Genomic DNA, 23,545 nt, shown 5'->3' on the forward strand with positions numbered 1-23,545 from the left:
TGCTTGCTGGCGGTATCCCAGGCTATCAGGACTTGGCCTTCGGCGGACGACCGCGGCGAGCCGGGGTCTTCTTGGCCGCAGCGGCCTTCGGCGGACGGCCTGGCTTCTTCTTGGCAGCGCCGGACTTGGCGGCAGCCTTCGGCGGACGACCGGGCTTTTTCTTGGCCGTAGATTTGGCCTTGGCGGTAGCCTTCTTGGCTTTGGCTGCGGCTTTCTTCTTGGCAGCAGCGGCCTTCTTCTTCTCTGCAGCGGCCTTTTTCTTGGTGGCGGCAGCAGCTTTCTTCTTGGCAGCAGCTGCTTTCTTCTTCTCTGCAGCGGCCTTCTTCTTGGCGGCGGCAGCGGCTTTCTTCTTCTCTGCAGCGGCTTTCTTCTTCGCGGCGGCGTCGGCTTTCTTCTTGGCAGCAGCTGCTTTCTTCTTCTCTGCAGCGGCCAGCTTCTTGGTGATCGCAGCCTCTTCTTTGGCTACAGCCTTGCCAATTTTGGCTGCCAGCTTGTTCTCGGCAACAACGGCGGCCAGTTTGTCCTTGGCGGCTTTGGCTGCAGACTTGGCTGCAGTTGCCACTTTCTTGGCGGCAGCGGAGGCAGTCTGGGCTGCTTTCAGCTGCTTCTGCTGTGCGGCAGATTTCTTTTTAGCGCGGATGGTTTTTACTTTTTTCAGGGCAGCTTCGGCTTTCTTGGCCGCCTGGTCGGCAGCCTTGCCGAGCTTGTCAGCTTCCTTTTTAAAGTCGGCTTCCTGCTTGCTGCGGGCGCTCTCCAGCTGAGATTTCAGTGATGCGAGCTCCGCTTCCAGTTTGGCAACGGCGCTCACCGGAGTGGTGGCTTTTTTACGTGCGGCCATAAAATATCCCTGTGTCTGAACGTGGTTTTAAGATTTATTTTGGATGAGTGGAATTCATCGCGCTAATTGCAGCTTATTTATATACTGGAATGCAAGTATTTTAAGGGTGTTTTTGCTCCATAATGAATAAATTTAAGGCTTTTTTTACCTTTTTGGCATTTCTCTGGCTCTGTCTGTGTGGTTTCTGGGGAATTTACGCTTTGTTTGGCTCCGGAAATGCCGCCTGGGCCGGGCTGGTTATCAACGCATTCGCATTGCCGTTATGGATGCTGATTCGATACCTGCTACCGGAAAAAACTGCGAGTGATTTGCGGGAATCGCCGGCCTTTGCCGGTGTGTTATTGGGGTTGGGGTTCGCGCTGTTGGCCGATACGCAAAAGGGGCTTCCGCTTTACCTGGCGATTTACAATCTGTTCGTGGTTCTGATTTATCTGTTTCACCTCAGCACCATAGGACATTCCAGGTTGCCGGCCGTGGGCGCGCACTTTCCTGTATTAACTGTCTGCAATCATGCCTCCGGGAATCCCGCCGAGCTGTGCCGTAAGGTAGGCGAAAAAGGTGTGCTGGTTGTGTTTCTGCGCGGGGCATTTTGTGCGGGCAGCCGCACCTTGCTTGGGCAATTGCACAAGCTGGAGATGCGGCTGAAAGAGCGAGAGGTGTCATTACTGGTAGTCGGAGCGCAGCCGCGGCTGCAGTGGCCGCGATTTGTAATGGGGGAATTCTCCTATTGGCAAGCGGATCCGAAAGCGCAGGAAAACGCATCTTTCGTTGCCGGTTTCGGGGCGCCGCTATTGTTGTGGCCCCGACAGAAAGAGGCGGTCCGTCCGAGTGCCTGGTTACTGGACTGTGAGGGAACCGTGATCTGGCGGCACCTGCCCGGTAACTATCGTGTGCCGGGTACCGCCGCACTGTTTGCGGACCAGCTATACCGACTTGATGACTGAGCTTCTGTGGGCTCCGGGAATAGCCTTGGGGAAGTCGCTGAAGAGGGGAATGGAGCGGGTCAGCTGAAACCCGCTCCGTGCAAGTGGCCTGAGGTGAAAAGAATCAGAGTGGCCCGTAGGGCAGGTAGCGGTTGTCGGAATGCTGCCGGATCCACATCAACTGATCGCGACTCAGCGGCGTTTTGCGCCGGCGCAGGGATTTGGCCAGCGGGATGACCGGTGACTCGGCACCACCCTGCCAATCCGGCAGCTGCATTTCTGCCAGGGTGAAAAAGCGGATCAGGGCCCAGAGCCGATCCGGGTCCAGTGCGGTGGCTTCATCCAGCCACTGTTGTGCCGGCAGGCCCGCGAGCCATTTGGCTTCAATAATTTCCTGCGGGAAGGTTGCCACTGTGTTTACGTCGCCCTGCATGGAGGCAATAATCTTTTCCAGCAGTGCGCGATCGATCTCGTCTCTCGAGTGGTCATTGTCCCTGTCTCCCGGCGCCTTTTCCGGCTCCCACGCGCCCACACTCATAAGTACCCCTTGGATCGGCTCTGTGATCAATTGAACAAAAAGTAGAATTCGGCAGTATACAGGCGCTCGGGGCGCCTGCCGAATCGCCAGCGTGAAGCCGGTGCGTGCACCCCGGGACAGTCCTGGCGGCCAGGGAAATGGATTGGATGCGGGGAATTCTGCATAATCGGCTTTCAGTCGACCAATGATCGGGATTTCAAGTGGAATATATAGATCAGCCCATCGCTGAGAAAAAGCGCATTGCCCTGGTGGCCCATGACAACCGCAAAGCCAGCCTGATCGAGTGGTGCCATAAGCATCGGGACATTCTCGAGCAGCACCAGTTACTGGGCACCGGCACCACCGGCACGAAAATTGAAGCGGCAACCGGGATGGCGGTCGAAAAGCTGTTCAGCGGCCCCATGGGTGGAGATCAGCAGCTGGGGGCAAAGATCTGTCAGGGAGATGTGGACATCCTCATCTTCTTCTGGGACCCCTTCGAGCCCATGCCTCACGATCCGGATGTGAAGGCCCTGCTGCGTATTGCCGCGGTGTGGAATATTCCCGTTGCCTGCAACGCGAGCAGCGCGGATATGATGGTCCAGTCGGCCCTGATGGAGCGCAGCTTTTCCCGTTTGGTACCTGACTATCAGGGCTATCTTGCCGCCAGAAAGGTGGAAACTGCTGTCTGAAATTTGACCTTTCGGGCTGGCCTCTGTCTGTAACTGATTGATTTTAAAGGGTATTCTTTTTGTTGGGCAGGTTGCACTTGCATTGCTGGCCAAATCCCGGCAATCTTGCCCACCTGATTAGACCGGTGAAACCGGCGTTATTCTAATTTTAAAACTGTACGGTGTTATATGAGTAGACGACGCGGTAAGGCCGTAGAAGAAGAAAAGGCCGATATCGACCTGACCCCCATGCTGGACGTCGTGTTCATCATGCTGATCTTCTTTATCGTGACGGCATCTTTCGTGAAAGAGAAGGCGTTGGACGTAAACGTGCCCGATCCGAACGAGACTGAACAGACTCCTCCGGATCCCGACAAACAGAACATCCTGCTGACCGTAAACTCCGCGGATGAGATCTGGATGGGCAACAGCCGTATCGACAGCCGTGCAGTGCGCGCCCGTATCGCGCAGCTTTTCGCTGAAAACCCGCAGGCCATCGTGATCGTTCGTGCGCACATCAAGTCCAGTGCTGACACCTACGTAACCATCGCGGACGCGGCGAAAGAGGTTAACTCGAACATCCAGGTATCCCTGGTCCCGTTCGAGGATTCCAAGCGCTAATACTGCTCCCGGTGGGGAGTCTCCTCTCACAGGAGCGAAAAAAGCCAGCATTTGCTGGCTTTTTTTGTGTCCGGAATTTGTGCTTCGGGTTTGTGCGCCCGGGGCGCAAGGCCCCGGGAATGGCCGCTCAGAACTCGGAGCGGATGGCCCACAGGTCCGGGAAGATTGGCCGGAACAGGGTGCCTTGCAGGTAGCCCACACCGCTGGAGCCCCCGGTGCCCATCTTGCTACCGATGGTGCGCTCCACCATCTTCACATGGCGGTAGCGCCACTGTTGCAGTGAGGTATCGATATCCACCAGTGCTTCGCAGATCTCGCTCACCAGGGGATCGTTGCGATAGACATCAATCAGTACGTGCTGCACTGCGGTAGACGGGGCGGCCACCTGGCTGAAGTCGCGCTCGAGCTCTGCGCGGGGGATGTCGTGCCCCTCGTGGGCCAGGAACCTGAGGAAAGCGTCCCACAGGGTGGGCGCTTGCAGGCGCTTCTGCAGGCGGTTGTAGTGCTCCGACCCCGGCTCGTAGTTGCTCAGTTTTTTCGCATCCTTGGCGCCGTACAGGAATTCCAGCTCACGGAACTGGTAAGACTGAAAGCCGCTGGCGGTGGACAGGCGATCCCGGAATGACATGAACTCAAGCGGAGTCAGGGTTTCCAGGATGTCCACCTGCTGAATAAGGGTGCGATAGATGGTATCGACCCGCTTCAGGGTATGCAGGGCCCGGTTGCGCTCACCGTCATTGAAAAGCCGGACCAGGAAGTCCAGTTCGTGCAGCAGCTGCTTGAACCACAGTTCGTAGCTCTGGTGGATCACGATAAACAGCAGTTCATCGTGTTCCGGGCCCTCGGACAGGGGCTGCTGGCACTGCAGAAGTTCGTCTACTTTCAGATAGGAGCTGTAAGTAACGGTCATATATTCAGGTCTCTTGCTGATATCCACCCGAGGTGGAAAAAAATTCTTCTAAAATGCGAAATTTGAGATGAAATTGCGCAAATATATCAGGTTGGGCGTTATTATAATGTTGCAGGCGGGTAGAGTGAAAAAATCCTTAAGGGGTGCGGGTGGTGACTGCTCTATCGGCTAAGCAATCTGATTGATTCGGACCTCGCACAAACGGGAGTTGCCACTACTATAGAGTCCGGAATTGGCAGCAAACGAACCAGACAGGCAAATATTCATGCAGAGCTCATGTGCAGAAATTCAGGCCCAGGTGAGCGACCGGGTACTCGAAATCTCCATCCAGCGCCCGGAGCGCAAAAACGCGCTGAACATGGCCATGTATTCGGCCATGGCAGTGCTGTTGCGAGACGCTGCCACAGACCCCGGTGTGCGGGCGGTGATTGTTACCGGCTGCGACGGGGCATTTACCAGTGGCAATGACCTCACGGACTTTCTCGGTGGTTCCGCGTCCGGTGAGGACTCTCCGGTGTTCCAGTTTATGCGGGCACTGTACGAATTCCCGAAACCGGTAGTAGCCGCGGTCAGCGGTGTGGCGGTCGGTATAGGCACGACTCTGCTGTTGCATTGCGACCTCGCGATTGCCGATGAGCACGCGGTATTCCAGATGCCTTTCGTGAACCTGGGGCTGTGTCCCGAGTATGCATCCAGCTACCTGCTGCCGCGAATCATGGGGCACGCGAAAGCCTCCGAGCTGCTCCTGTTGGGGCGCAAGTTCGATGCGCAGACCGCGGCGAACGTCAATATTCTCAACGAGGTAGTCTATTCCGGTGAGACGCTGGCGCGCGCACGGGAATACGCCAGGGAACTGGCGGCCAAGGCCCCCGAGGCGGTGCGGCTGACCAAGAAGCTGCTGCGCCAGGGGATCCACGCCCGCGGGCTGGAGTTCATCCGGGAGGAGGCGGGACACTTCCAGCAGCGACTGCAGTCGGAAGAGTTTCGCGAGGCGGCAACCGCGTTTATGGAAAAGCGGCCGGCAGATTTCTCCAAGTTTGACTGAGCTGCGGCAAGTATAATCGCTGAAAAAATGGCCACCTCGGGGTGGCCATTTTGTTTCAGGGCGTTTGCGCTTTGCGGTAGCGACTAAGGCTGTGTGCAATGGCGCGCCCCTTTCGGTGGCCGAGGGTACGATTGGCAGTCTGTCACGTTTGTTCCACCGCGCCTGTGCTAGAGTCCCGCGGCAACAGTTTGTGGAGTATCGCCGGTCGCGATTGGGACATGATTCTCAGTTTGCTAACCGGTACACTCGTACAAATTCCGGCAATTACCGTGACCTCGAATAATGATAAGCCGCGTTTTCACTTCCCATTCGTTCATCCGCACCGCGATCTCCTTGCTGATAGCCCTGTTGCTGGCCTCTGCGGTTTCCGCTGCGCCGGTGTTGGTGGGGCCGGGGGAGGAGGGGAACACTCGCACCGGTCAGCGCGAGATCTGGCATGACCCCAGTGGTACCGCAGGTCTGGAAGAGGTACTGGCCGCATACCGCGCCGGGGAATTCGGACCTCTGCATTCGGCGGGGTCTACCGGGCTGAAAAAGGGCACCTACTGGTCCAGGTTTGTGCTGCAGAACACCTCGCCTGCGCCCCTCACCCTGAATATCGAATATGTGGATCACCAGCTGATCGACCTCGTTGCCTACGACAGGTCCAATGACACCTCCGGGCAGTTCGAACAGCTGGTGCGGTTATCCATGGGAGCCCCATTTTCCGAGCGCCCGGTTTTTCACAACCGCTTCGTCTTTCCTATCACGCTGGATGCCGGCGAGGGACGGGAACTGCTGGTGCGCTTCGATTCCCACGAAGCGGGCTTTGTGTTTCCCAGTATGCGTATCTGGAGCCCGGAACACCTGAGCCAGTCCCATACCGGTGAGACTGCGCTGCTGGCGTTCCTGTTCGGGGGTATCGCGCTGATCGCGGTCTTTTCCTTTATTGTGGGCCTGACCACCGGAGAGGTCAGTTTCTTTGCCTACAGTATTTATGGCGTTTCCAAGATCGTTGCCTGGGGGACCATTCTCGGGCTTACCCATCAATACCTGTTACGCAACGATTTCCACTGGTCCTACATGTCGATGACCGGGGCCATCAGTATTCTCTGCGGGGTCATCTTTGATCGTATGTTCCTGCAGACCCGCAAGTACACCCCGCGACTGGATTATGTACTGCTGCTGATGATGGTGAACGCCAGCCTGTTACTGCTGAGCGCAATCTTCCAGATCAAGGCCATGGCCCTGATGACCATCACCTTCGCGTTGCTGCTGTACCCGATGTCTACGGTGATCGCGCTGGTGCGCTGGCGCCAGGGTTCCAGCGAAGCGGCGGTGTTTGCCGTGGGCTGGACCCTGTTACTTGCAGGGCTGTTTTATCAGGCGCTGCGGGACCTCGGCTACGTCGAGCACAACTTGGTCAATTATTACCTGCCGCCACTCAGTTCCTTTATCGAGATGATTACCATCATGGCGGCCATGGGCATGAAGTTGCGCCGCCTGCGGATCCAGAGTATCCGGTCTGAGCGCCAGTACCGCCGGCATCTGGAGCAGTCCAAGGTGAAACTGGAGGCACAGGTCAGGGCCCGCACCGAGGAACTGGAAATTGCCAAGCGGCAGGCGGAGCTGGAAGCCCGCACAGATCCGCTCACCGGTATCCGCAACCGTCGCAGTTTTCTCGCCGATGCGGAATTCTGCCTGAAGCACGCGCAGCGCAAATCCCTGCCTGCCAGTCTGCTGATGTTTGATATCGACCACTTCAAGAGCATCAACGACTGCCACGGCCACAGTATCGGAGACGAGGCGCTGCGTGAGTTCAGCAATACCATCCAGAAAAAGGTGCGGGAAACCGATGTCTTCGGTCGCCTTGGCGGTGAGGAATTTGCACTGTTGATTGTGGAGAGCCCGGAGGATGCCGTGCGCACCGCAGAGCGGATGCGGGGCTGTATTGCCGGCATCCGCCTCGAGTGTCCCGCCGGCGTAATACGCTTTACCTCCAGTATCGGCATCGCCCACAGGCACCACGCCGAATCCGTGGAGCAGCTGCTGAAACTGGCGGACCAGGCACTATATATCGCCAAGGAGCGGGGGCGCGACGTCGTCGTTGAATATCAGCTCCCGCGCGTTACCGCCGAGCCAGAACCAGAGCCGGCCTGAGTTCCGCCGTCACTGATCAGTTTGGCTGGAGAAGCGCCGCGGTTTCGGCCTTGCGGGCCTGCTCGCCCGCCTGCCGTTGCCGCTGCAGCAAAAACGCCCGCACCCTGTCCGGCTGATCGGTAAATAGCCCGTCCACTGCCACTTTATCCACAAACAGTGCCAGCATCTGCTCGAAGCTGCCGATGACCTCGGGAACCTGCCCGGGATCGGCGCGAAAGGTATACGGGTGCACCTGGAGCCCCAGCCGTTGCGCCGACCCGGTCAGCGCAGTGGCCACAATGCGGTTGTCTTTGCCCTCCACCAGCATCGGGAACCAGGGGCCAATGCCACTGGCGTAGCCGGCAATCTTTTCCAGGCCGGCCGGGGTGCGCATCCAGTCGTAGTCGTAATTTACCCAGTCCCCGTCCCGCTCAACAAGCTTTTCCCCCCAGCCGGTTTCCGCAATCAGTTGCACCAGCGGTAACGCCATGTGCATCGCCGGCATCATCTCGCGGTGGATGCGCTGCAGTTCTTCCGCATCGAAGCTCTGCAGGAAAACCCTGTGCTGGGGGCCGGTGTAGCCATATTGCTGCAGTACCTCCAGCGCCCGCCGCGCGATATCGCGGCCCTCCCGGTGGTGAAAGTAGGGCTTCTTGATTTCCGGGTAAATGCCGGTGTTGTAGCCGAGGGAATGGTTCAGCCCCTGAATCAGCTCGAGTTCTTCCTCGAAAGTCGCGAGCCTGAATTCGGATTTCCACAGAGGGAAGCGCTGCGGATATTTTGCCGGACTCCCCGCAGTCTGCGGAAGGAAAGTCGAGGTGACGCGCAGTTGCTTCAGCTCCTCGAGGGTGAAATCAATCACATAGAAATGGCCATCGTCCCGCGCCCGCCCGGGAAACCGCGCGGCCACATCGGTGGTGTCGTCCAGGTAGATGTCATGCATGACGATCAGGTGATCGTCCTTGCTGAGCACCAGGTCCTGTTCGATATAGTCCGCCTTCATACCGTAGGCGAGAGCCTTGGCCTCCAGGGTGTGTTCGGGAAGGTAACCGGAAGCACCGCGGTGGGCGATGACCAGGGGTTGGTGATTTTCCGAGGCGTTTGCCGCTGAGGTTGTTGAAAACCCCGTTGCCAGTAACAGAACCGCGCAAATACGCGGTGGAAGCGAAAATTTCAGATTCATGACAGATCAGAGTCCCAATACGGAGGCATGTATAGGGAAATAACCTTACCCGGTTACCATGACAAGAAAAACCGGGGCATGGGTGAATAATCTAATGTGTAATGACAGTTTTAGGTTAATTAGCCTTCTGAACTATCTGCGAAAGTGACGATGCCGGGTACAGCTTTGCGAGACCTTCGAAAACAAGGATGTTTTCGAAGAGCCCCCAGGGATGGGTTCACGGCGTGTCTCGCATAGCTATACCCGGCAGCGTCACCGCCACTTAACTCAATCGTTCTCCGTGTAAAGTCGCAGGTCACTACTGCACGATCTTGATCCACTCCCCCGGCTTGGGCTCACCCCGCGGGTAGTATCCATTCAGCAGGCGCAGTTGTTCCTCCGCATAGTCCCCGATTTCCATATGCCGGGCGAGGGAAGAAAAGGTGGTCTTGTCATTCGCGCGCACATAGCGCACGCGCTTGATATCCGGCTGGACTATGTCGCTCTTTCGCAGTGGGCGGAAACTGCGAATACTGGTCATAAACAGGTTGTCATATTCGCTTGCCGATTCCGCAGAATCCTTTTTCGACGCGGGCGCATTCAGAACCTTGCCCTCCAGGATGTACTGGCGGCTGCCGTAAAACAGGATCGCTACCCGGTCCGGGGCAGCGGCAGTCTTGTCCGGAAGCTTGCCGGTATGGCCTTGCAGGCGGTACTGGTTCAGCGCCTCGTCCTGTTCCAGGCTGCGCACATCGTAGACGCCCCGCAACGCCATGTCCGCCGGCTGGTTGCCATCCCTGCGGGCTACGCGGATGGTGAGGGAGGCAGAATTGTCCGGCGCCGTGCCGACGATGGCGGTGCGCTCGTTTTTCACCTTCCAGCCCTCGGGAAACAACAGGGAAAAACCGAGATTCTTGTGGTTATAGCGGTTTTTCTCGCTTTCCTGCACATTGTTGCCGTACACAATCCCTTCGGTTTTTTCCCGGTAGTATTCGGTTTTCACAATCTTCTTGTCTTCCGGCAGCTTGCCGGCGGCTTCCACCACTTCCCGCAGGCGCACATCGTTGCGCGGGTGCGAGGAGAAAACACCGTGGTAACTCTGCTGTTTCTTGCCCTCCACCCGGGCCCGGCGGCGGGCGAAGGTCTCCTGATCTTTGAGCAGGGCGATAACATTGATCATTGCCTGGGGATCGTAGCCGGCGCTGTACATGTACTGGGCACCGAAACGGTCGGCCTCCAGCTCCATATCGCGGCCGTAGCCTTTTACCGCGGCGGTACTCCACAGGTTGGTAACGTCACCCACCACACCGCTGCCGGTCACCAGAACCGACAGCACCGAGGCCACCCCCGCGCCGGTAGCCGCGGTCTTCTGGCGCACCGCGTGGCGGGCGGTAATGTGGCCCACCTCGTGGGCCAGCACCGCGGCCATTTCCGCCTCTGACTGCAGGTAGGTCAGCAATCCGCGATTGATATAGACGTAGCCGCCAGGCAGGGCAAAGGCGTTGATGTCCTGGCTGTCGATAATGGTGAAGTGATAGGTCAGTTCCGGCCGATCACTGGCCTTGGCGACTTTCTGGCCCACGTGTTCCACATAGGCGGTAAGGATCGGGTCGTTGTAGATGGGCGTGCTGGCCACCAGTTTTTCATGCATTTCCCGGCCGATCTTGATTTCCTTTTCCTCGGACATCAGCACCAGGTCGGGCCTGTTGGTGGCGGGGTTGAAGGCGCAGCCGGTAACGGTGGCCAGCAATATCCCCGCCAGTACTTTATTGACTATGTGCATCATTATTCTCCTGTCGTGAGTTACTTCAGGTGATTATTGTTTTGCCGTTACCAGTCAGCGGCTGGCAGATTGCGGGGGCAGTAAAAACTCCTGTAGCTGTGCCGCCATGCCCTTGCAGGCGTTGTTCTGCACTCTGGCTATTAGCGGGATGGGGACCACGATCGCGGGCATGTAGGAAGTGCCCTGGGCATCGGCGCTGATCTTTCCCGAAAGTTCCTGGTCGCGGAAATCCCACACCGAAGCTTCGTAATCGGACTCCTTGTCCCAGGTGCCGAAACCAAAGCAGCCGGCGCCCGCGGTACCGATGGAGCAGCCGATGGAGCCGGCGCTGGACGTGGTTTCCGTGGAGCCGTCAATCCACACGATATATTTCACCCCGTAGGTGGCCATACGATCGCGCACTTCCGGAATATCCATCAGTTTGTCCAGCGACTTGATATGCATGGGCGCAGTGCGGGGCTCAAACCAGGGGTAGAGCGCATCGACGAACTGGTTTTCCGGAATGATGTTGATTCCCGCTTCCGGGTTGTGCAGCGACTTGCCCACGCAATCGATCAGGTCCGGTTCGGTCTCGTATTCACTGGAATGGCGGCGACCCAGGATTACCACCGAGTCCCCCATGGCCAGTTCTCCGGTACTGCGGCGGTATTCATCGATCACTACCGTGGTACAGCCACTGCTGAGTAGCGCTAACAAAATTAGAGTCAGACTTTTCACTGGGTAACCTCCGTATTGCCAGTGGGCATTTCCAGTATGCGTTCCGCTGCGCGTTGGCTATTGCGGCGGAACCTCATCGGGTTCGGTTTGCTGCAGGGTCAGTGCCCGCTGCTTGTTGGCGAGAAATGCCTGCAGCTCCGGTACCCGCTCAAACCCGGTATAGAGCGTGGCCCCGGCATCCCGCAACGCCACATTGATGGCCTGTGCCAGTGCCGCCTCCTGAGATTTCAGAAAGGCGGTGGGGGTCTTGCCATAGGCGGTGATCACCCACTCGGCAACCGCATCGCCCTGTGAGTCGTAGGCATGCATGTCGTATTTGATCCACACCTCGAAAATATTCACCCGGGTTTCCCGGGGCATGGTGAACTGCAGTTCCCGCACCTCGGGCACGATCACCAGGTCGACTCCCGTGGGCAGGTTCGAGGGGTACTGATTGATGTTCACAGTCTCCTTGAACATGGAACTCAGTACGGTTTCGAACAAGTTTTTTTGCGCGCGCCCGGTATTGATATTCCACTCGTCGCGATCATCGCGGTTTTCGGAATAGGTGAACTGGCGAAAGTCGTCGCTCAGGTATACGCCGACGGTAAGGGGGTGCTTGTCGCCGATAGGCTGGGGAAACTGACCGTCTACCCTGACCGTATGTGAGCAGGCCGCCACCAGGGCGGCCAGTGCCAGCGCGGCGCATTTCCCGATGGCTTTTATTCCGTATGGCAAGCAGTTCATCCTTGGCTCCTGCCCGTTTCCCGGGCTATCTGAAATCGTTTAGTCCCACAAAAGTGCCGCCATTGCGGTAGGTGAGTTCCCGCATCAGTGCAGCAAAGCGCAATCCCGTGGTCTGCAGGTGCAGTGGCCGTGAAAACTGGATCGGGAAGCCAATGGCGTGGATGCGCACCATGCGCTGGTCTTCGCCGCGCTGGGCATTTACCCGGTCCACCGCCATCATCACGTTGCGGATGGACTTGCCGGTAAATTCGTCACCCAGTACGTAAATGCTGATTTTCTTGTTGGGGTCGTAAAATGTGCGCACCGCCTTCTGGATGCCCTCTACCGGACTGGAATTACTGAACGGGTTCCAGGAGCGCAGGCGATCCAGTACCGCCTTGCGGCGACCGGGGGTGTCGGGAATCCAGCGGTTGCGGTAGTTGGAGAACATATAGTCCCCCATATCATTCATTACCTGGATGCCCTTGACGTTGGGGTAGAGATTGAGGGTGTTGACCATCTCTTGGATCATGCGGTCCCAGCCGTAATTGAACATACTGCCGGAGGTGTCGATGATGAACAGGATATACTCGCTGTCCACCGGGATGCCGCCGATCACGTTGTTCTTGCGCTGGTAGTTTTCCCCTAACAGGCGGCGCATTTCGTCGGTCATACTCTGCAGGGCAATGGTCAGCTCGCCCTTCAGTTTGCCTTCCTCGCTCTCATCCTCGGCTTTGCGCGCATACATGGCCTGCAGGGTTTCCAGTTCTCCCTTGAGCCTGGCAATGCGCTTGGTTTCGATATCCAGCTGTTCCTTCTTGGCGTTGAGATCACGGTTGAGAACCGTGGTCTCGCCGCGGATCTCCGCCAGTTGTTCCTGCAGCTGCTGCACCTGGCCATCGAGGTCGATTTCGGCCTCTTCCAGTACAATCGGCTCCACGGTCTTGGCAATCATCAACAGTAGAACGATGGCACCGAAGCCACAGCACACGACGTCGAGGAAGGAGATGCTGAATTCTTCCTGCTGTCTCTTGTTGCGTTTCCTGCTCATGGCCAGTCCTTTGACGGTGCGAGGAAGGAGCCCTGGGTTTCCATCGCCAGTTTCCAGAATTCACTGGCGGCAAAGGGATCGCCTTCCATGGGGGCCAATACCACGTTGACCGGAATACTCTTCGGCAGGGCGTGCACCGCATCGCGGAACAGCTTGAGCCGCTCCTTGCCGGAAATGGTATTGCCGCGCGGTTTCTTCATTCCCTGGGTGGGCAGGCCGTCGGTGATCAGGATGATGTTGTCCGGCAGCGGCGACATGCTGTTGACGGCATTGAATATCCGCTCCAGGCTGGTGCCATTATCCGGCACTATGTCGTCGAGTTCCCTGATCGCCTGGTCCAGTTGGTCGCGATCATCCACATTCAGCCAGCGGTCTTCGGTGCCAACAATGGCCGCGCGAAAGCCCGTGTTGAAAGTGTAGATCTGATACTGGCTGTCCTGGGGAAACTGCGAAACCAGCCAGGACACCGTCTGTTTGGCGCGACGCCATTTCTCCGTGTCTTTTTTTACCGCGTCCGACATGTTGCGGGTGCGGATGACCTTGATCAGTTCATCCCCCAGCATACTGGCGGACGAATCCAGCAGGATCAGAATGCGGTCGCCGCCGAGACGCAGTCCGGTGAGGTACTGGCGGTCGCCATCGCCGACATGTATGCGCACATTGTTGCCAAGCTTTTTGTTTTCTTCTTCCAGCTTTTTCTTGGCCTGCTCGAGTTTTTTGAGCTTTTCCTGCAGGCGGGCGACATCCATTTCTTCTGTGGTGCTGTCGACCTCGGCAATATTGCCGCGCACTTCCTCGATCTGTTCCATGATCCGTCGCGCCAGACCCTGGGCCTTGGCCAGGTCATCACTGGTGGAGTCCAGGGTGTTGCGCGCCAGCACCAGGTGTTCGCGGCCGAACTGGACCTCTTCTTCCAGCAGGTTGACCTCCGCCGACAGGTCTTCGTGCTCGGCTTCGATCTCATGGTCGGAGCCGTGTTTGATGATCAGGAAGATCAGTGCCACGGCCCCGAAGCCACAGGACATGATGTCGAGAAACGACAGACTGGAAGTGCTGAAACGCCGGTTTCTACGCGCCATAATGCTCCACGCTGATTGCAGTGATTACATCGTCGAAGTTGGCGGCACCGATGCGGTCGCCGGCATTCAGGTTCACTGGGGCGGAAATCCGTTCGCCATTCAGCATCAATTCCGCGCCGGCATCCACCCGCAGTGCCAGGCGGCCGGCGTGGTTGGTGATGGTGGCGGCAGGGTGCTCCGGAGGGGTCGGGGTGATATCGAGTTTGCCCGCCTGCCAGCTCACAAACAGCGGTTGCATCGCGGCCAGGGCGCGGTGACCGAACAGCAGGTGGGTGGCGGCTGCTTCGGCGGCGGCGTTTACCTGGATCGCCACTTCGGTTGGGGGCGCCGCACTCAGTGCGTTCACCAGGCGCAGGCTGTCGTTTTCACTGTGGACTTCATGCCAGCGCTGTTCGATGGCCTGGGCCACGGCATTGTGGGGCAGCAGGTGAATGCGTTCGGCGAGCTGCGCGCCGCCGGGAATATCCGCCCAGCGGTGGGAAACAAACACGATGCTGCTGCCTTCGCTGAGGTTGTCGATCATCGCGCGCACCCGGGACAGGATCGGTGTACTGGCATCCTGCAGTTGGCGCAGGCTGACCTTGGCGGTGCGATCATCCAGCTCCGCCATCACTTCTCCCTGGCGCATTGCTTTGGCGATCCACTGGGGCAGCAGGTCGTACAGCTGCTGTTCCGCTTCTGCCGAGTGCAGCGGATCAAAGCGACACTGCATGATGAAGGCATCGGTAAATACGCGCGCCCAGGCGTCCTGGAAATGGTGCAGGCCGGCATCGGTGACGGTTTCCGCAATGTCGAGTTCTGCGTGCTCATGTACTGCAACCCTGCTCACCAGGGTCTGGTGGCGCTGCAGCTCGATATGCAGGTGCACACCCCGGGGGGCGCAACTGCTGATACAGGCGGCGGCGGCATCCACCAGCGCGACACCGTTGAATGGACTCTCCTTGATCACACCCAGCAGCAGGGCGAGTTGTTCGCGGGTGAAGTTACCCGGCACCGCCAGGGCATATTCGTCTGAAATGTCGCAAAGTCCGGCAATTTCCCTCAGGTGAAAAAACGCCAGGTCTGCATGGTGTCGACAGCCGGGATTGTCCGATTTCACCGATTCCAGGCTCAACCGCCGCCAGAACTGGTGATTGACCTGGGTGGGGTGGCTGCGTGCGCGCATCAGAGCCTGGGTGCCGGTGAGTATTTCCCGGTTGTTGATGATGGCCACCCCGGGGCTTTCCAGCACCTCGTCGGTGCCGTTGAACACCCGCAGTCCACAGTCGTTAATTTCCAGTACGCCTTTGCTCATGGGAGCTCCTGTGTATGATCCGGATACCAATTCCCTGGTATCGCCTTTTCCGGTAGCGACAAAAAATCCGATCAACAGCTACTCAGCTGACCTTGAGGAATCGCAGCAATTTGTTGTCGCAGTAATTCTGGGTGTCGAGTACCAGGCGTTCCTGCATAAGCTGCAGCTGGTGGGTGAAAAACATGATGACGATACTGATCACCAGCGCGATAAAGGTGGAGTTGAAGGCCACACCCAGACTGACGGTGACGCCGGCGATATCGCCTTCCACTGCCTTGTGCGCCTGCGCCAGGGCTTCGCCGATACCGCGCACGGTGCCGATAAACCCGATGGAGGGAATCGCCCAGGTGATGTAACGCACCATCGCCAGCTCGGAATCGAGCCGGTCGCCTTCGGTTTCGCACACCTCCTTCACGGAGTTGGACACCGCGGCCACATTGCGGGTGGAGCCAAAGCGTTGCAGTGCCGTCAGCAGCGCGCGGGGCAGCAGGAAATTGCGCTCTTCTTCCGGCAGCGCCTGGATGGGGCGCGACAGGTCGCGGGTGTCTTCCGGGAGAATCGGGGTGCCCTCGCTGACATTTAGCAGGGCCTGGTCCAGTAACTTGCGCTCGCGCATGCTGCGCCGCGCCTTGAGCCCCATGATGGCCATAGCCCAGAGCATCAGCACGAAGCAGGCTTCCTGTTCGTAGTCGCGCATCACGATGTACAGGGAGCGCTGCTGGATATAGGTTTCTCCCGCGGCCTCGCGGGCCAGCTGTTCCTCGATCAGGGCATCCGCGTTGGGGCGGATGATGCCCACATAAATGGCGTGCACCAGAATAACAGCCCCGAGCAGGGCGAATATCTGGAAGACAAAATCTGATGACTTGAATTTCATGGGCATTCCCGCCTTGTTTGCTTGCCGCGTTCCGGCGGCGACTTCTCGTGTTTATGGGCGTGTTGATCGCTTCCCGGTTTGCGGTGCGCTCAGATATCTATCGGGTAGGAAACCGACAGGTCTTCTGAAATTTCTTCCGACGCCTCATAGCTGTCGGCGTTCTTGGCGCTCTGGGCCTTGATGGTCGTGGCCTTCTGGGTAGTGCTTTTCGTTTGCTGTGCCTTTACTTCCTGGGCTTTTGCTTCCTCGGCTGTCGCGGTCGGTTGGGTTGTGCCGGAGTCCTTGTCGCTGCTTTCTCCTGTGGCGGTTGTCTGTGCGGACACTGCTACCGACAATGCAAGCGCCAGTATCCCGGATGCCGCCACAGCAGTTGCATGTACCGTTTTGTGAAGCTTCATGACCGTGCTCCCTGGCTTTCTGCCTTGCTAATTCGTCCGTCTCAGTCCACCCAGCGCGCCAACCGGAATCCCACGTCGTTGCGCGGCTCGGCGCCGTAATCCCGGTAAGAAAGACGCAGTTCGGTGAGTCCGGCGTGGCGCCAGCTGGAGCCGCGGATCACGTGATAGTCCCCTTCCTGGGGGCCCACCGGGTTTTCTTCGCCCTTGAGGGAAAGGCCGGTGCCGACGGTGTAGAGATCGTGAATCCACTCGGAGACATTGCCGCCGAGGTCGTACAGGCCCATTTCGTTGGGCGGGAAACTGGCCGCCGGCGCGGTGGCGGCATAGCGGTCGCTGTAGGTTCTGAGCACCGCGGGGATAATGCTTGCGGCACTGCTGTCAGCGAAGTTGCCGGAGTTTTTGCCCACCGGCAGCGAGTCGCCCCAGGGAAACTTGCGCATGCTGCCGCGGTTGTAGCGGGCCGCCCAGGCCCACTCCGCTTCCGTCAGCATGCGGTAGCCGTTGGCGCTGGCATCGAAGCCGACCACGCGACCGCGCTCGGTAAGGTAAACCTCTTTGAGGCCGTCCCGCGCACTCAGCCAGTTACAGAACAGGGCGGCGTCATTCCAGCTGACGTTGACCACCGGCAGGGCGTCGTTATCCAGGCTGACGCCGTTGGCGTGACTGGAACTGTGCATCCGCTGATAGCGGCGGAACTCGCGGTTGGTCACTTCGGTGGCGCCGACATAGAAGGGGCGGGTCAGGGAAATCTTGCGGAAGACCTCGTTGGCGCGGCGGCCCTGTTCGCGCCGGGACGAACCCATGGTGAAACGGGCATCGGGGCGCATCAGCAGCATCCTGCCGCCGGCACCGTGGGTAATCTCCGCGGGCACATTGCTCCAGCGCGCCTGCTCGCCGGTCAGCAGTACCGCGCGCACACTCTGTTCCAGTTTGGCGCTCGGCACGATGGTGGTGCGGTAGTCCTCGTAGCCGGCCTTGCGCACGGTGATGTCGTGGCTGCGGGTGGGCAGAGTGAAGGTCTGCCCGGCAACACCGGCCAGTTTGCCATCGATAAATACCTGGGCTTCCGGTGGGCTGCTGCTGATCGCGACCTTGCCAAATACCGCGCCCAGGGACACATTCATTTCCCGCTGCTCGCCGGCGCGCACATCAATGCTGCGCTCGACGGTGCTGTATCCATCCTTGAAAAAGCGCAGCTGGTGACGGCTGTTGGAAGCGAGCTCCAGCTCGATTGGCGTCTGCCCGCGGTATTCGCCGTCGACGGTAACACTGGCGCCGGAAGGGGAGCTCACCAGCCGCAGCATGCCATCGGCGGCATTCAGGTCCACGGTCTCCAGGGTCTGGTCGACGCCGGCGGTGACCGGCACGGCAATGTCTGCGGGGTTGTGTTCGGGCATGGACAGGGTGACGAGCCTGTCTCCCTGTACCAGTTCTGCGGTCAGCGGTGTGGTGCCGAGAACTTTGCCCTCTACGGTGACGGTGGCGCCACTGGGGTTGCTGGTAATATGCACATTCGCCCACGCCGGACGCAGGCTGACCTCCAGGGTCTGGGTGTTGTCCAGCCCTTCGATTTCAATTTCCTTGCTGAATGGCAGGTAGCGCTCGGTGAGAATGGTGACGCGTTTGCGGCCGGCGGGAATGGATTCGGCCAGCCCCTGGTCGCTTGCCACTTCGCTACCGTTGACCAGCACCCGCACCGGCACCGCTGGATCAGTCACCACCTGCAGGTGTCCCGGAAGGCGCTCGAGCTTTACTGCGTGGCGGCTGTTGCTGTCACTGCTGACATCCACTTCGCCGCTCTGGGGCACATATCCGGTCGCGCTGACGGTATAGCTGTAGTGGCCGGGCAAAACCAGGTGGCCGTCACCCAGCGGCAGGGCCAGGCCGCTGACGGAAACATCGGCATCCGCGGGCTGGGTTTCAAAAATCAGGGAGCGCGCCACCAGCAGGTAAACCAGAACTGTGCCGCCCAGCAGCAGGCAGGTGGCGACGCCGATGGCCTTGGGGGAGAGCAGCAGTTTTTTTCTGCCAGAGGAAACCGGCGCCGGAGTGAAACCGATCGGCTGGATGATGGATACATCTTCCCTGGACGGTTCGCTTTCGCGAACGGGTACCGCTTCCTTCGCTGTCATTTATGATGTCCTGTTACTGCACATTTATTACTATTTCGCGTTGCGGCTTGCGGTGCTTCCGGTCGCCTGCTTTGTCTTTTTCGGTTGTTCCGGTGACAAAGTTTAAAGACAGGGAGCCGCGCATTTCAGCATAGTCCGCTCTCGCTGAAGCGGCCGCTCCGGACGTGCTTTTGGCGTAAAAAATCGCGGATGGCGGGTACCGGGTTGATGTTTCCGTCCACCTCCTGGATGGCGCGCAAAAGCGGTTGGACAGTCACAATTTTTCACCGAAAAAAGTGCTGGCCAGAAATCCGACGCACACGAAATCGTATGTAATTGGAGCTAGGTGGGGCGGCTGAGGTTCAACCCTCAGCCGTTATTGGCACTGTTTATTTTCTCTGCGCACTGAATGGTGACTACCGGTGTCGAACTGGCGGGGTCCACGACAATTTCCCGGCGCACATCCCGGTAACCCTGGCGGGTTCCCACGACGGTATAGCGGCCGGGCTTCAGTGCGATTTCCCGCTCGGAGAAATTGCCCAGTTGCCCCACGTGGTAGATGGTGACGTGGGTAGTGGCGTCGGATTGCAGGCGTACGGTAATGGGGATGAGGGACTGGGTAAGGGCGGTTTCCAGTTGTTCTATCTGGCCCTGCAGGCGCGGCGTATCCGCCTTCAGCGCGCGGGCATCTGCCAGTACCTTGCGGGCGTATTGATTGCGCTTTGGCTGTCCGAGGCTCAGGGGGTCATCCAGCAGTTCCTGCAACTGGTCGTCCAGTTGTGCGCGCGCCTCGGTGCGGGCCTTGCCGGTGAGGGCTTTTACCAGGCTGGCATCTTCGCTGATCAACTTGCGGTAATTCCCCAGAGCCTTGTGCCACTGCTCGTTTTGTTCGAAGGTTTCCGCGCCGGCAAAGAGGCGATCGATGCGTGACTGGGCGACACCATTTTCCGCCTGCTCGATGCCGACCTGGGGATCGCTGGCGTCGGGTTTCAGCTTGCGCGCCTTGACAAAGAATTCCCGCGCTTTGTCAAAGTCCTGTACGGCAATCGCCGCAAACCCGGCGGACATGGCCTCGCTGTAATCCCGCTCGAGAATCGCCGCTTCCACTTTCGGCAGCAGGGTCTTGGCCGGGCGGGTATCTGCATCCAGTGCCAGTGCCCGATCGAGGGCGGACTTTGCGGTATCCAGGTCATTTTCCGCAAAGGCGTCGCGACCTGCGCCAAAGTGTTTCCACACCTCTGGAAGTTTTTCCGCGCGCTCCTTGCCAATCACACCGCGCGGATGCGCTTCAGAAATGGTCAGTACCATGTCGAACGCCTTATGTGCGGCTTCGGAGTCACCGATATCGAGGGCGTCGTTACCCGCTGCAAGGTGCTGTTCGATTCGCTCTGGGATGCTGTCGCGCACTTGCTGCAGGCCGGCAAGGGCGTCGCGGTACTGTTGCAGTGCCTGCATAAACTTGCGCTGGCGATAAATGCCATCCGCTTCTTCTGCGAGCGTGCGGGCCGCGAAATACTCCTCTGCCGCCCACACTTCCACCTTGCGCTCGATCAATTCTTCCTGCAGCTGCAATATGTCCTGCAGGACCTGCTGTACTTCGCGCCGCTGCTGGGCGATTTCCGCATCGGTAAATGGCGATGCCTTGACCTTCGCCGGTTTGCTGTCGGTCGCTGAGGATGGCGGTTGGGCTGTCACTGGCAACCTGGTTTGAGGCTTTTCCACCAACTGTGGCAGCCCCCAGAAAACGCCAATCAGTGCCGCCAGTAATCCCACCGCAATGGCGCCCTGCACCAGCTTCTGGCGATCGGGAGCGTGGACCTGTGTTGCGAGCTTTGTCTGTTCGGTTGCGGTCTCGGCGCGCGCGCCCGCGCTTCCATCAAAACTGAATTCCGCAGGCTGGATATAGTCTTTGTCTTCTGAAGAGGGATCGCGGTATTGCATAGGGGGGCCGCTTGTCTCGCTGTTATTGTCGACTGCCGGGGTGGTCCGTCAAGGCGGACGCGCCCCGGGATTTGTGCATTGCTGTCGCCGGGTCAGATATCCGCAGCCTGCCCGGTTTCCGCCTGATAGATTTCCTTCAGCAGCTCGCGCCACTGGCGGTACTGGTTCTCCACCGAACCCGACAGGGTAACGGTGCGGTCTTCCAGTTCCACGATGCGGGGTTCCACTTCCGCCTCCATGGAATCCCCGAGTTCCTGTAGTGCCTCGATATGCATTTTCGCTTCCGAGCGGCGATCGAAGCCGCTCTTTACCAGGTAACCGCCACCGGCGACGGCGACATTGCCGGCCTGGCGGGCGGCGCCGCCACCGGCTCCGGCTGCGGCGATACCACCGACGATTGCCGCTACCCCCATGATGGTGTTGTTGCGGGCTTTGCGTTTCAGCTCACGCATCTGCTTCACTTCTTCGTAGCTCATGGCGCGCCACTCCTGATAGGGCGTCTCCATGGTTTTCACGAAGGTGTCGTAGTAGCCCTGCAGGGTATCCACGAACAGGTAATCCCGCTCGCGGATTCGGCGTACCCGCATCAGCATGGGGTCATTTTCCGCGGGCAGGGCGGTGAGCTGGTAGAGGCCGTTGTCATCCTGGGTCAGGTAGCGGTCAAATGCACCGGGGGCGAAACTGCGGGCAAATTTCATTTCGGAAATGGTGCGCAGTTCGGCGATGTACTGATCGGACAGGCGCTGACGGTAGATCAGCATATCGTTGGCAATCCGGTTGTAGATGCCCTGAAACGCATCGCCCTCGGTGGGGTGTTTGCGATCGTAGGCGTAGTGGGAGGCCTGTTCGCTGTACTCCCTGGTAAACCACACCTGGCCGCGGGAGTCGGCAACCGTCACTTCCACGGTCAGGGTCTCACCATCGGACTGCACGATCTTGCCGTGGACGGTGACGTCAATATTGGTGCGCTCGCTGGGGATCACCCGCACCGCCCCCCAGCCCTGGCTGGACTGCAGCGAGTCCGCCAGCGTGACCGCGAGATAGCGGGATTCCGCGCGCCGCAACTCGGGGAAGACCAGCTCGTCCTCCTCGGCTTCCTCTTCCTGCTCCAGGCCGGCATCGAACTGCACTACACCCACGTCCAGCAAGCGGTTTTCGGCGATGGTGGCATCCTCTACGGTCAGCGGGGTGTAGGCGGTGGTGCGCACTTCGGTGGTGGTACAGCCGACCAGTGTCAGCAGGCAGAGTGCGAGGGCGCAACCGGAGGTGCGCACAAACTGCGTGCATCGTTGGCTGGGTTCAAGAAACGAAAACATGCGATATCCCTCCGTGGTTACTTCTGAGATTTTTTATATTTGCGGTATTCCTCCCAGAGCCGTTCCTGTAGCTCCGGGTCCTTTTCGCGCATGGCGGCTTCGCGGATCTGGCGCGCGACAACGTCGTCGTCATCGCCACTGGGCACGTCTTCCGGTACCACCGAGGCGGTGTTGGAGTGGTCAAACTCACCCTTGCGACCCTTGGTGGGCAGGCCGGGACCGGTAGCCTGACCGGAGGAATTGTTCTGCTCCGGGCCGCTGCCACCCTCGCCGCCACCGCCGGGGGGCGCGGGAATGGCCGCTTCCGCATCGGCAATCAGATCTTCCAGGGATTCGCCCGGTGGTACTTCGTCCTCCGCTGCCTGATCCTCTTCCGCGGAAGCGGGGCGGTTGCGGACATAATCCCGCTCGCGCAGGATCATGCCGTCGTAGCTGGCCATGGTGGAATCGAACTCGCCCTCCAGTTCGGCGACGCGCTCGGCGGCACTCGCCGGCGCTTCGTTGGGGGCGCCGCTGCCGCTTGTCGGGCTACCGGCGGAACTGCTGGCCTGGGCACTGGCGGGCTGCCCTCCGGCAGCCGGGGCACCGCTCGAGGCCGGTGAGGCGCTGGACGGCGAACCACTGGAGGCACTGCTCGGTGCGCTGCTGGATGCGCTGGCACTACTGGCGCTGGCGGAGGCGGCGCTGCTCGAGGAACTGCTGGAAGAGCTGCTGGAGGAACTGCTCGAAGAGCTGCTTGCGGTTTTTTCCTCTTCGGAGAAATCAATCTCGTCCGGCGGTTCTCCCTCACTGTTGGAGGACGGGTCCGGCGGCATGCGCGACTCGTCCGGCCGCTGGTCGGAATCGCTATAGACCGGGTTCGACTGGCCACGGCTGGCAGTGGCGTCCGCAGGGCTGCCGGAGCGGGAGCGCTGGCTGGATTCTTCACCACTGTCTGACGACGCGGTACTCGTCTGCTGGCTGGAGCGGTCACTGGATTCGATGCTCGGCATGGAGGAGTTCGGCTGCGCACGGCTGCTTGCGGTCGACATACTCGGGCTGCGACTGCTGGGTGAACTCTGTGACGGCATGCTGCTGGCAGTAGACGGGCTCGACTTCGACTGGCTGCTGCTCGAGCTGCTGGAAGACTGCGACTGCGACTGGGACTGCGATGGCGAGCTCGAAGAGCTGGAGGACTGCTGTGGCTTTGCCGGGGGCTGTTGCTGGGTCTGCTGGCTTTTACAGCCGCCGATCACGGCGGACAGCACCATCACAGAAACCAGCGAGCGCCAGCCGGTTGCGGGCGACGATCCGGGGGTAAATGCCTTTGCCGGCAGTGAAAACTGTTGTGCGATTTTCCGTAGTGTCATTAGCTTCTCCTGATGCGACCACGGGCCGCAGCGCAATCACTGTGGCCCGTTGCAACGTTTGTCTCTGTTCGACAGCCCTGCCCGGCGATCGTTATGCGAGCGACGCGGTTTACACGTCA

Annotated in this window: 23 protein-coding genes; 7 read left to right on the top strand and 16 right to left on the bottom strand. The window is 59.3% G+C overall.

What is annotated here, in order from left to right:
• Positions 1-25 precede the first annotated feature (25 nt).
• Complete coding sequence (locus tag QZ511_RS02510) at positions 26-838, bottom strand: hypothetical protein (RefSeq protein WP_295798461.1); 813 nt, start codon at positions 836-838, stop codon at positions 26-28.
• 122 nt (positions 839-960) lie between these two features.
• Here QZ511_RS02510 and QZ511_RS02515 point away from each other — a divergent pair, with 122 nt between their 5' ends.
• The gene (locus QZ511_RS02515; protein WP_295798466.1) at positions 961-1,782 is read left to right on the top strand and encodes a hypothetical protein; all 822 of its coding nucleotides are present in this window, start codon (positions 961-963) and stop codon (positions 1,780-1,782) included.
• A gap of 103 nt (positions 1,783-1,885) precedes the next feature.
• On the opposite strand, the gene QZ511_RS02520 is transcribed toward QZ511_RS02515, so the two are convergent.
• Positions 1,886-2,299: a hypothetical protein gene (locus QZ511_RS02520; protein WP_295798469.1), complete on the bottom strand. Its 414-nt coding sequence runs from the start codon at positions 2,297-2,299 to the stop codon at positions 1,886-1,888.
• 200 nt (positions 2,300-2,499) lie between these two features.
• Between QZ511_RS02520 and QZ511_RS02525 the strand changes: the two genes are divergently transcribed.
• Together QZ511_RS02525 and QZ511_RS02530 are read left to right on the top strand one after the other, a co-directional pair.
• Positions 2,500-2,970 (top strand): methylglyoxal synthase, encoded by a 471-nt coding sequence (locus tag QZ511_RS02525; protein ID WP_295798472.1) that lies wholly within the window; start codon positions 2,500-2,502, stop codon positions 2,968-2,970.
• Between the two features lie 168 nt (positions 2,971-3,138).
• Positions 3,139-3,570 carry a biopolymer transporter ExbD gene (locus QZ511_RS02530; RefSeq protein ID WP_295798475.1) on the top strand — a complete coding sequence of 144 codons (432 nt, stop codon included), beginning with the start codon at positions 3,139-3,141 and terminating at the stop codon, positions 3,568-3,570.
• Between the two features lie 127 nt (positions 3,571-3,697).
• Here QZ511_RS02530 and QZ511_RS02535 read toward each other — a convergent pair whose 3' ends face one another.
• Positions 3,698-4,480, bottom strand: a complete 783-nt coding sequence (locus QZ511_RS02535; RefSeq protein WP_295798479.1) for a tryptophan 2,3-dioxygenase family protein — start codon at positions 4,478-4,480, stop codon at positions 3,698-3,700.
• Between the two features lie 265 nt (positions 4,481-4,745).
• Here QZ511_RS02535 and QZ511_RS02540 point away from each other — a divergent pair, with 265 nt between their 5' ends.
• The gene (locus QZ511_RS02540; RefSeq protein WP_295798482.1) at positions 4,746-5,525 is read left to right on the top strand and encodes an enoyl-CoA hydratase; all 780 of its coding nucleotides are present in this window, start codon (positions 4,746-4,748) and stop codon (positions 5,523-5,525) included.
• A 282-nt stretch (positions 5,526-5,807) separates the two neighbouring features.
• Complete coding sequence (locus QZ511_RS02545) at positions 5,808-7,664, top strand: diguanylate cyclase (RefSeq protein WP_295798486.1); 1,857 nt, start codon at positions 5,808-5,810, stop codon at positions 7,662-7,664.
• 16 nt (positions 7,665-7,680) lie between these two features.
• On the opposite strand, the gene glpQ is transcribed toward QZ511_RS02545, so the two are convergent.
• The 13 genes from glpQ to QZ511_RS02610 form a co-directional block, all read right to left on the bottom strand.
• Positions 7,681-8,826: a glycerophosphodiester phosphodiesterase gene (glpQ, locus tag QZ511_RS02550; RefSeq protein ID WP_295798489.1), complete on the bottom strand. Its 1,146-nt coding sequence runs from the start codon at positions 8,824-8,826 to the stop codon at positions 7,681-7,683.
• Positions 8,827-9,124: 298 nt separating this feature from the next.
• On the bottom strand, positions 9,125-10,588 hold the full coding sequence (locus tag QZ511_RS02555; RefSeq protein WP_295798492.1) for a M48 family metalloprotease: 1,464 nt from the start codon (positions 10,586-10,588) through the stop codon (positions 9,125-9,127).
• A 54-nt stretch (positions 10,589-10,642) separates the two neighbouring features.
• Positions 10,643-11,305 (bottom strand): hypothetical protein, encoded by a 663-nt coding sequence (locus QZ511_RS02560; RefSeq protein ID WP_295798495.1) that lies wholly within the window; start codon positions 11,303-11,305, stop codon positions 10,643-10,645.
• 57 nt (positions 11,306-11,362) lie between these two features.
• Positions 11,363-12,031, bottom strand: a complete 669-nt coding sequence (locus QZ511_RS02565) for a hypothetical protein (RefSeq protein ID WP_295798498.1) — start codon at positions 12,029-12,031, stop codon at positions 11,363-11,365.
• 25 nt (positions 12,032-12,056) lie between these two features.
• Positions 12,057-13,061: a VWA domain-containing protein gene (locus QZ511_RS02570; protein ID WP_295798502.1), complete on the bottom strand. Its 1,005-nt coding sequence runs from the start codon at positions 13,059-13,061 to the stop codon at positions 12,057-12,059.
• The gene (locus tag QZ511_RS02575) at positions 13,058-14,140 is read right to left on the bottom strand and encodes a vWA domain-containing protein (protein ID WP_295798505.1); all 1,083 of its coding nucleotides are present in this window, start codon (positions 14,138-14,140) and stop codon (positions 13,058-13,060) included. The genes QZ511_RS02570 and QZ511_RS02575 overlap by 4 nt, the downstream gene beginning before the upstream one ends.
• Positions 14,130-15,434, bottom strand: a complete 1,305-nt coding sequence (locus QZ511_RS02580) for a hypothetical protein (protein WP_295798508.1) — start codon at positions 15,432-15,434, stop codon at positions 14,130-14,132. Before QZ511_RS02580 ends, QZ511_RS02575 begins: the two co-directional genes overlap by 11 nt.
• An 82-nt stretch (positions 15,435-15,516) precedes the next feature.
• Positions 15,517-16,311, bottom strand: coding sequence for a MotA/TolQ/ExbB proton channel family protein (locus tag QZ511_RS02585; protein ID WP_295798511.1), 795 nt, complete (start codon positions 16,309-16,311; stop codon positions 15,517-15,519).
• Between the two features lie 89 nt (positions 16,312-16,400).
• Positions 16,401-16,709 carry a hypothetical protein gene (locus tag QZ511_RS02590; protein ID WP_295798514.1) on the bottom strand — a complete coding sequence of 103 codons (309 nt, stop codon included), beginning with the start codon at positions 16,707-16,709 and terminating at the stop codon, positions 16,401-16,403.
• A gap of 41 nt (positions 16,710-16,750) precedes the next feature.
• A complete protein-coding gene (locus tag QZ511_RS02595; RefSeq protein WP_295798517.1) occupies positions 16,751-18,841 on the bottom strand; it encodes a PEGA domain-containing protein in 2,091 nt (696 codons plus the stop codon).
• Between the two features lie 348 nt (positions 18,842-19,189).
• Entirely contained in the window at positions 19,190-20,761 is a 1,572-nt protein-coding gene (locus tag QZ511_RS02600) for a hypothetical protein (protein ID WP_295798521.1), read from the bottom strand.
• Positions 20,762-20,853: 92 nt separating this feature from the next.
• A complete protein-coding gene (locus QZ511_RS02605) occupies positions 20,854-22,077 on the bottom strand; it encodes a hypothetical protein (RefSeq protein WP_295798523.1) in 1,224 nt (407 codons plus the stop codon).
• Between the two features lie 17 nt (positions 22,078-22,094).
• Positions 22,095-22,517: a hypothetical protein gene (locus tag QZ511_RS02610; RefSeq protein WP_295798526.1), complete on the bottom strand. Its 423-nt coding sequence runs from the start codon at positions 22,515-22,517 to the stop codon at positions 22,095-22,097.
• Here QZ511_RS02610 and QZ511_RS02615 point away from each other — a divergent pair.
• Complete coding sequence (locus QZ511_RS02615) at positions 22,516-22,929, top strand: hypothetical protein (RefSeq protein WP_295798529.1); 414 nt, start codon at positions 22,516-22,518, stop codon at positions 22,927-22,929. The two genes, QZ511_RS02610 and QZ511_RS02615, sit on opposite strands and share 2 nt — an antisense overlap.
• A 27-nt stretch (positions 22,930-22,956) precedes the next feature.
• On the top strand, positions 22,957-23,439 hold the full coding sequence (locus QZ511_RS02620) for a hypothetical protein (protein ID WP_295798532.1): 483 nt from the start codon (positions 22,957-22,959) through the stop codon (positions 23,437-23,439).
• Positions 23,440-23,545: the final 106 nt, after the last annotated feature.

This window comes from uncultured Microbulbifer sp. (assembly GCF_913055755.1).
Classification (GTDB): Bacteria; Pseudomonadota; Gammaproteobacteria; order Pseudomonadales; family Cellvibrionaceae; genus Microbulbifer.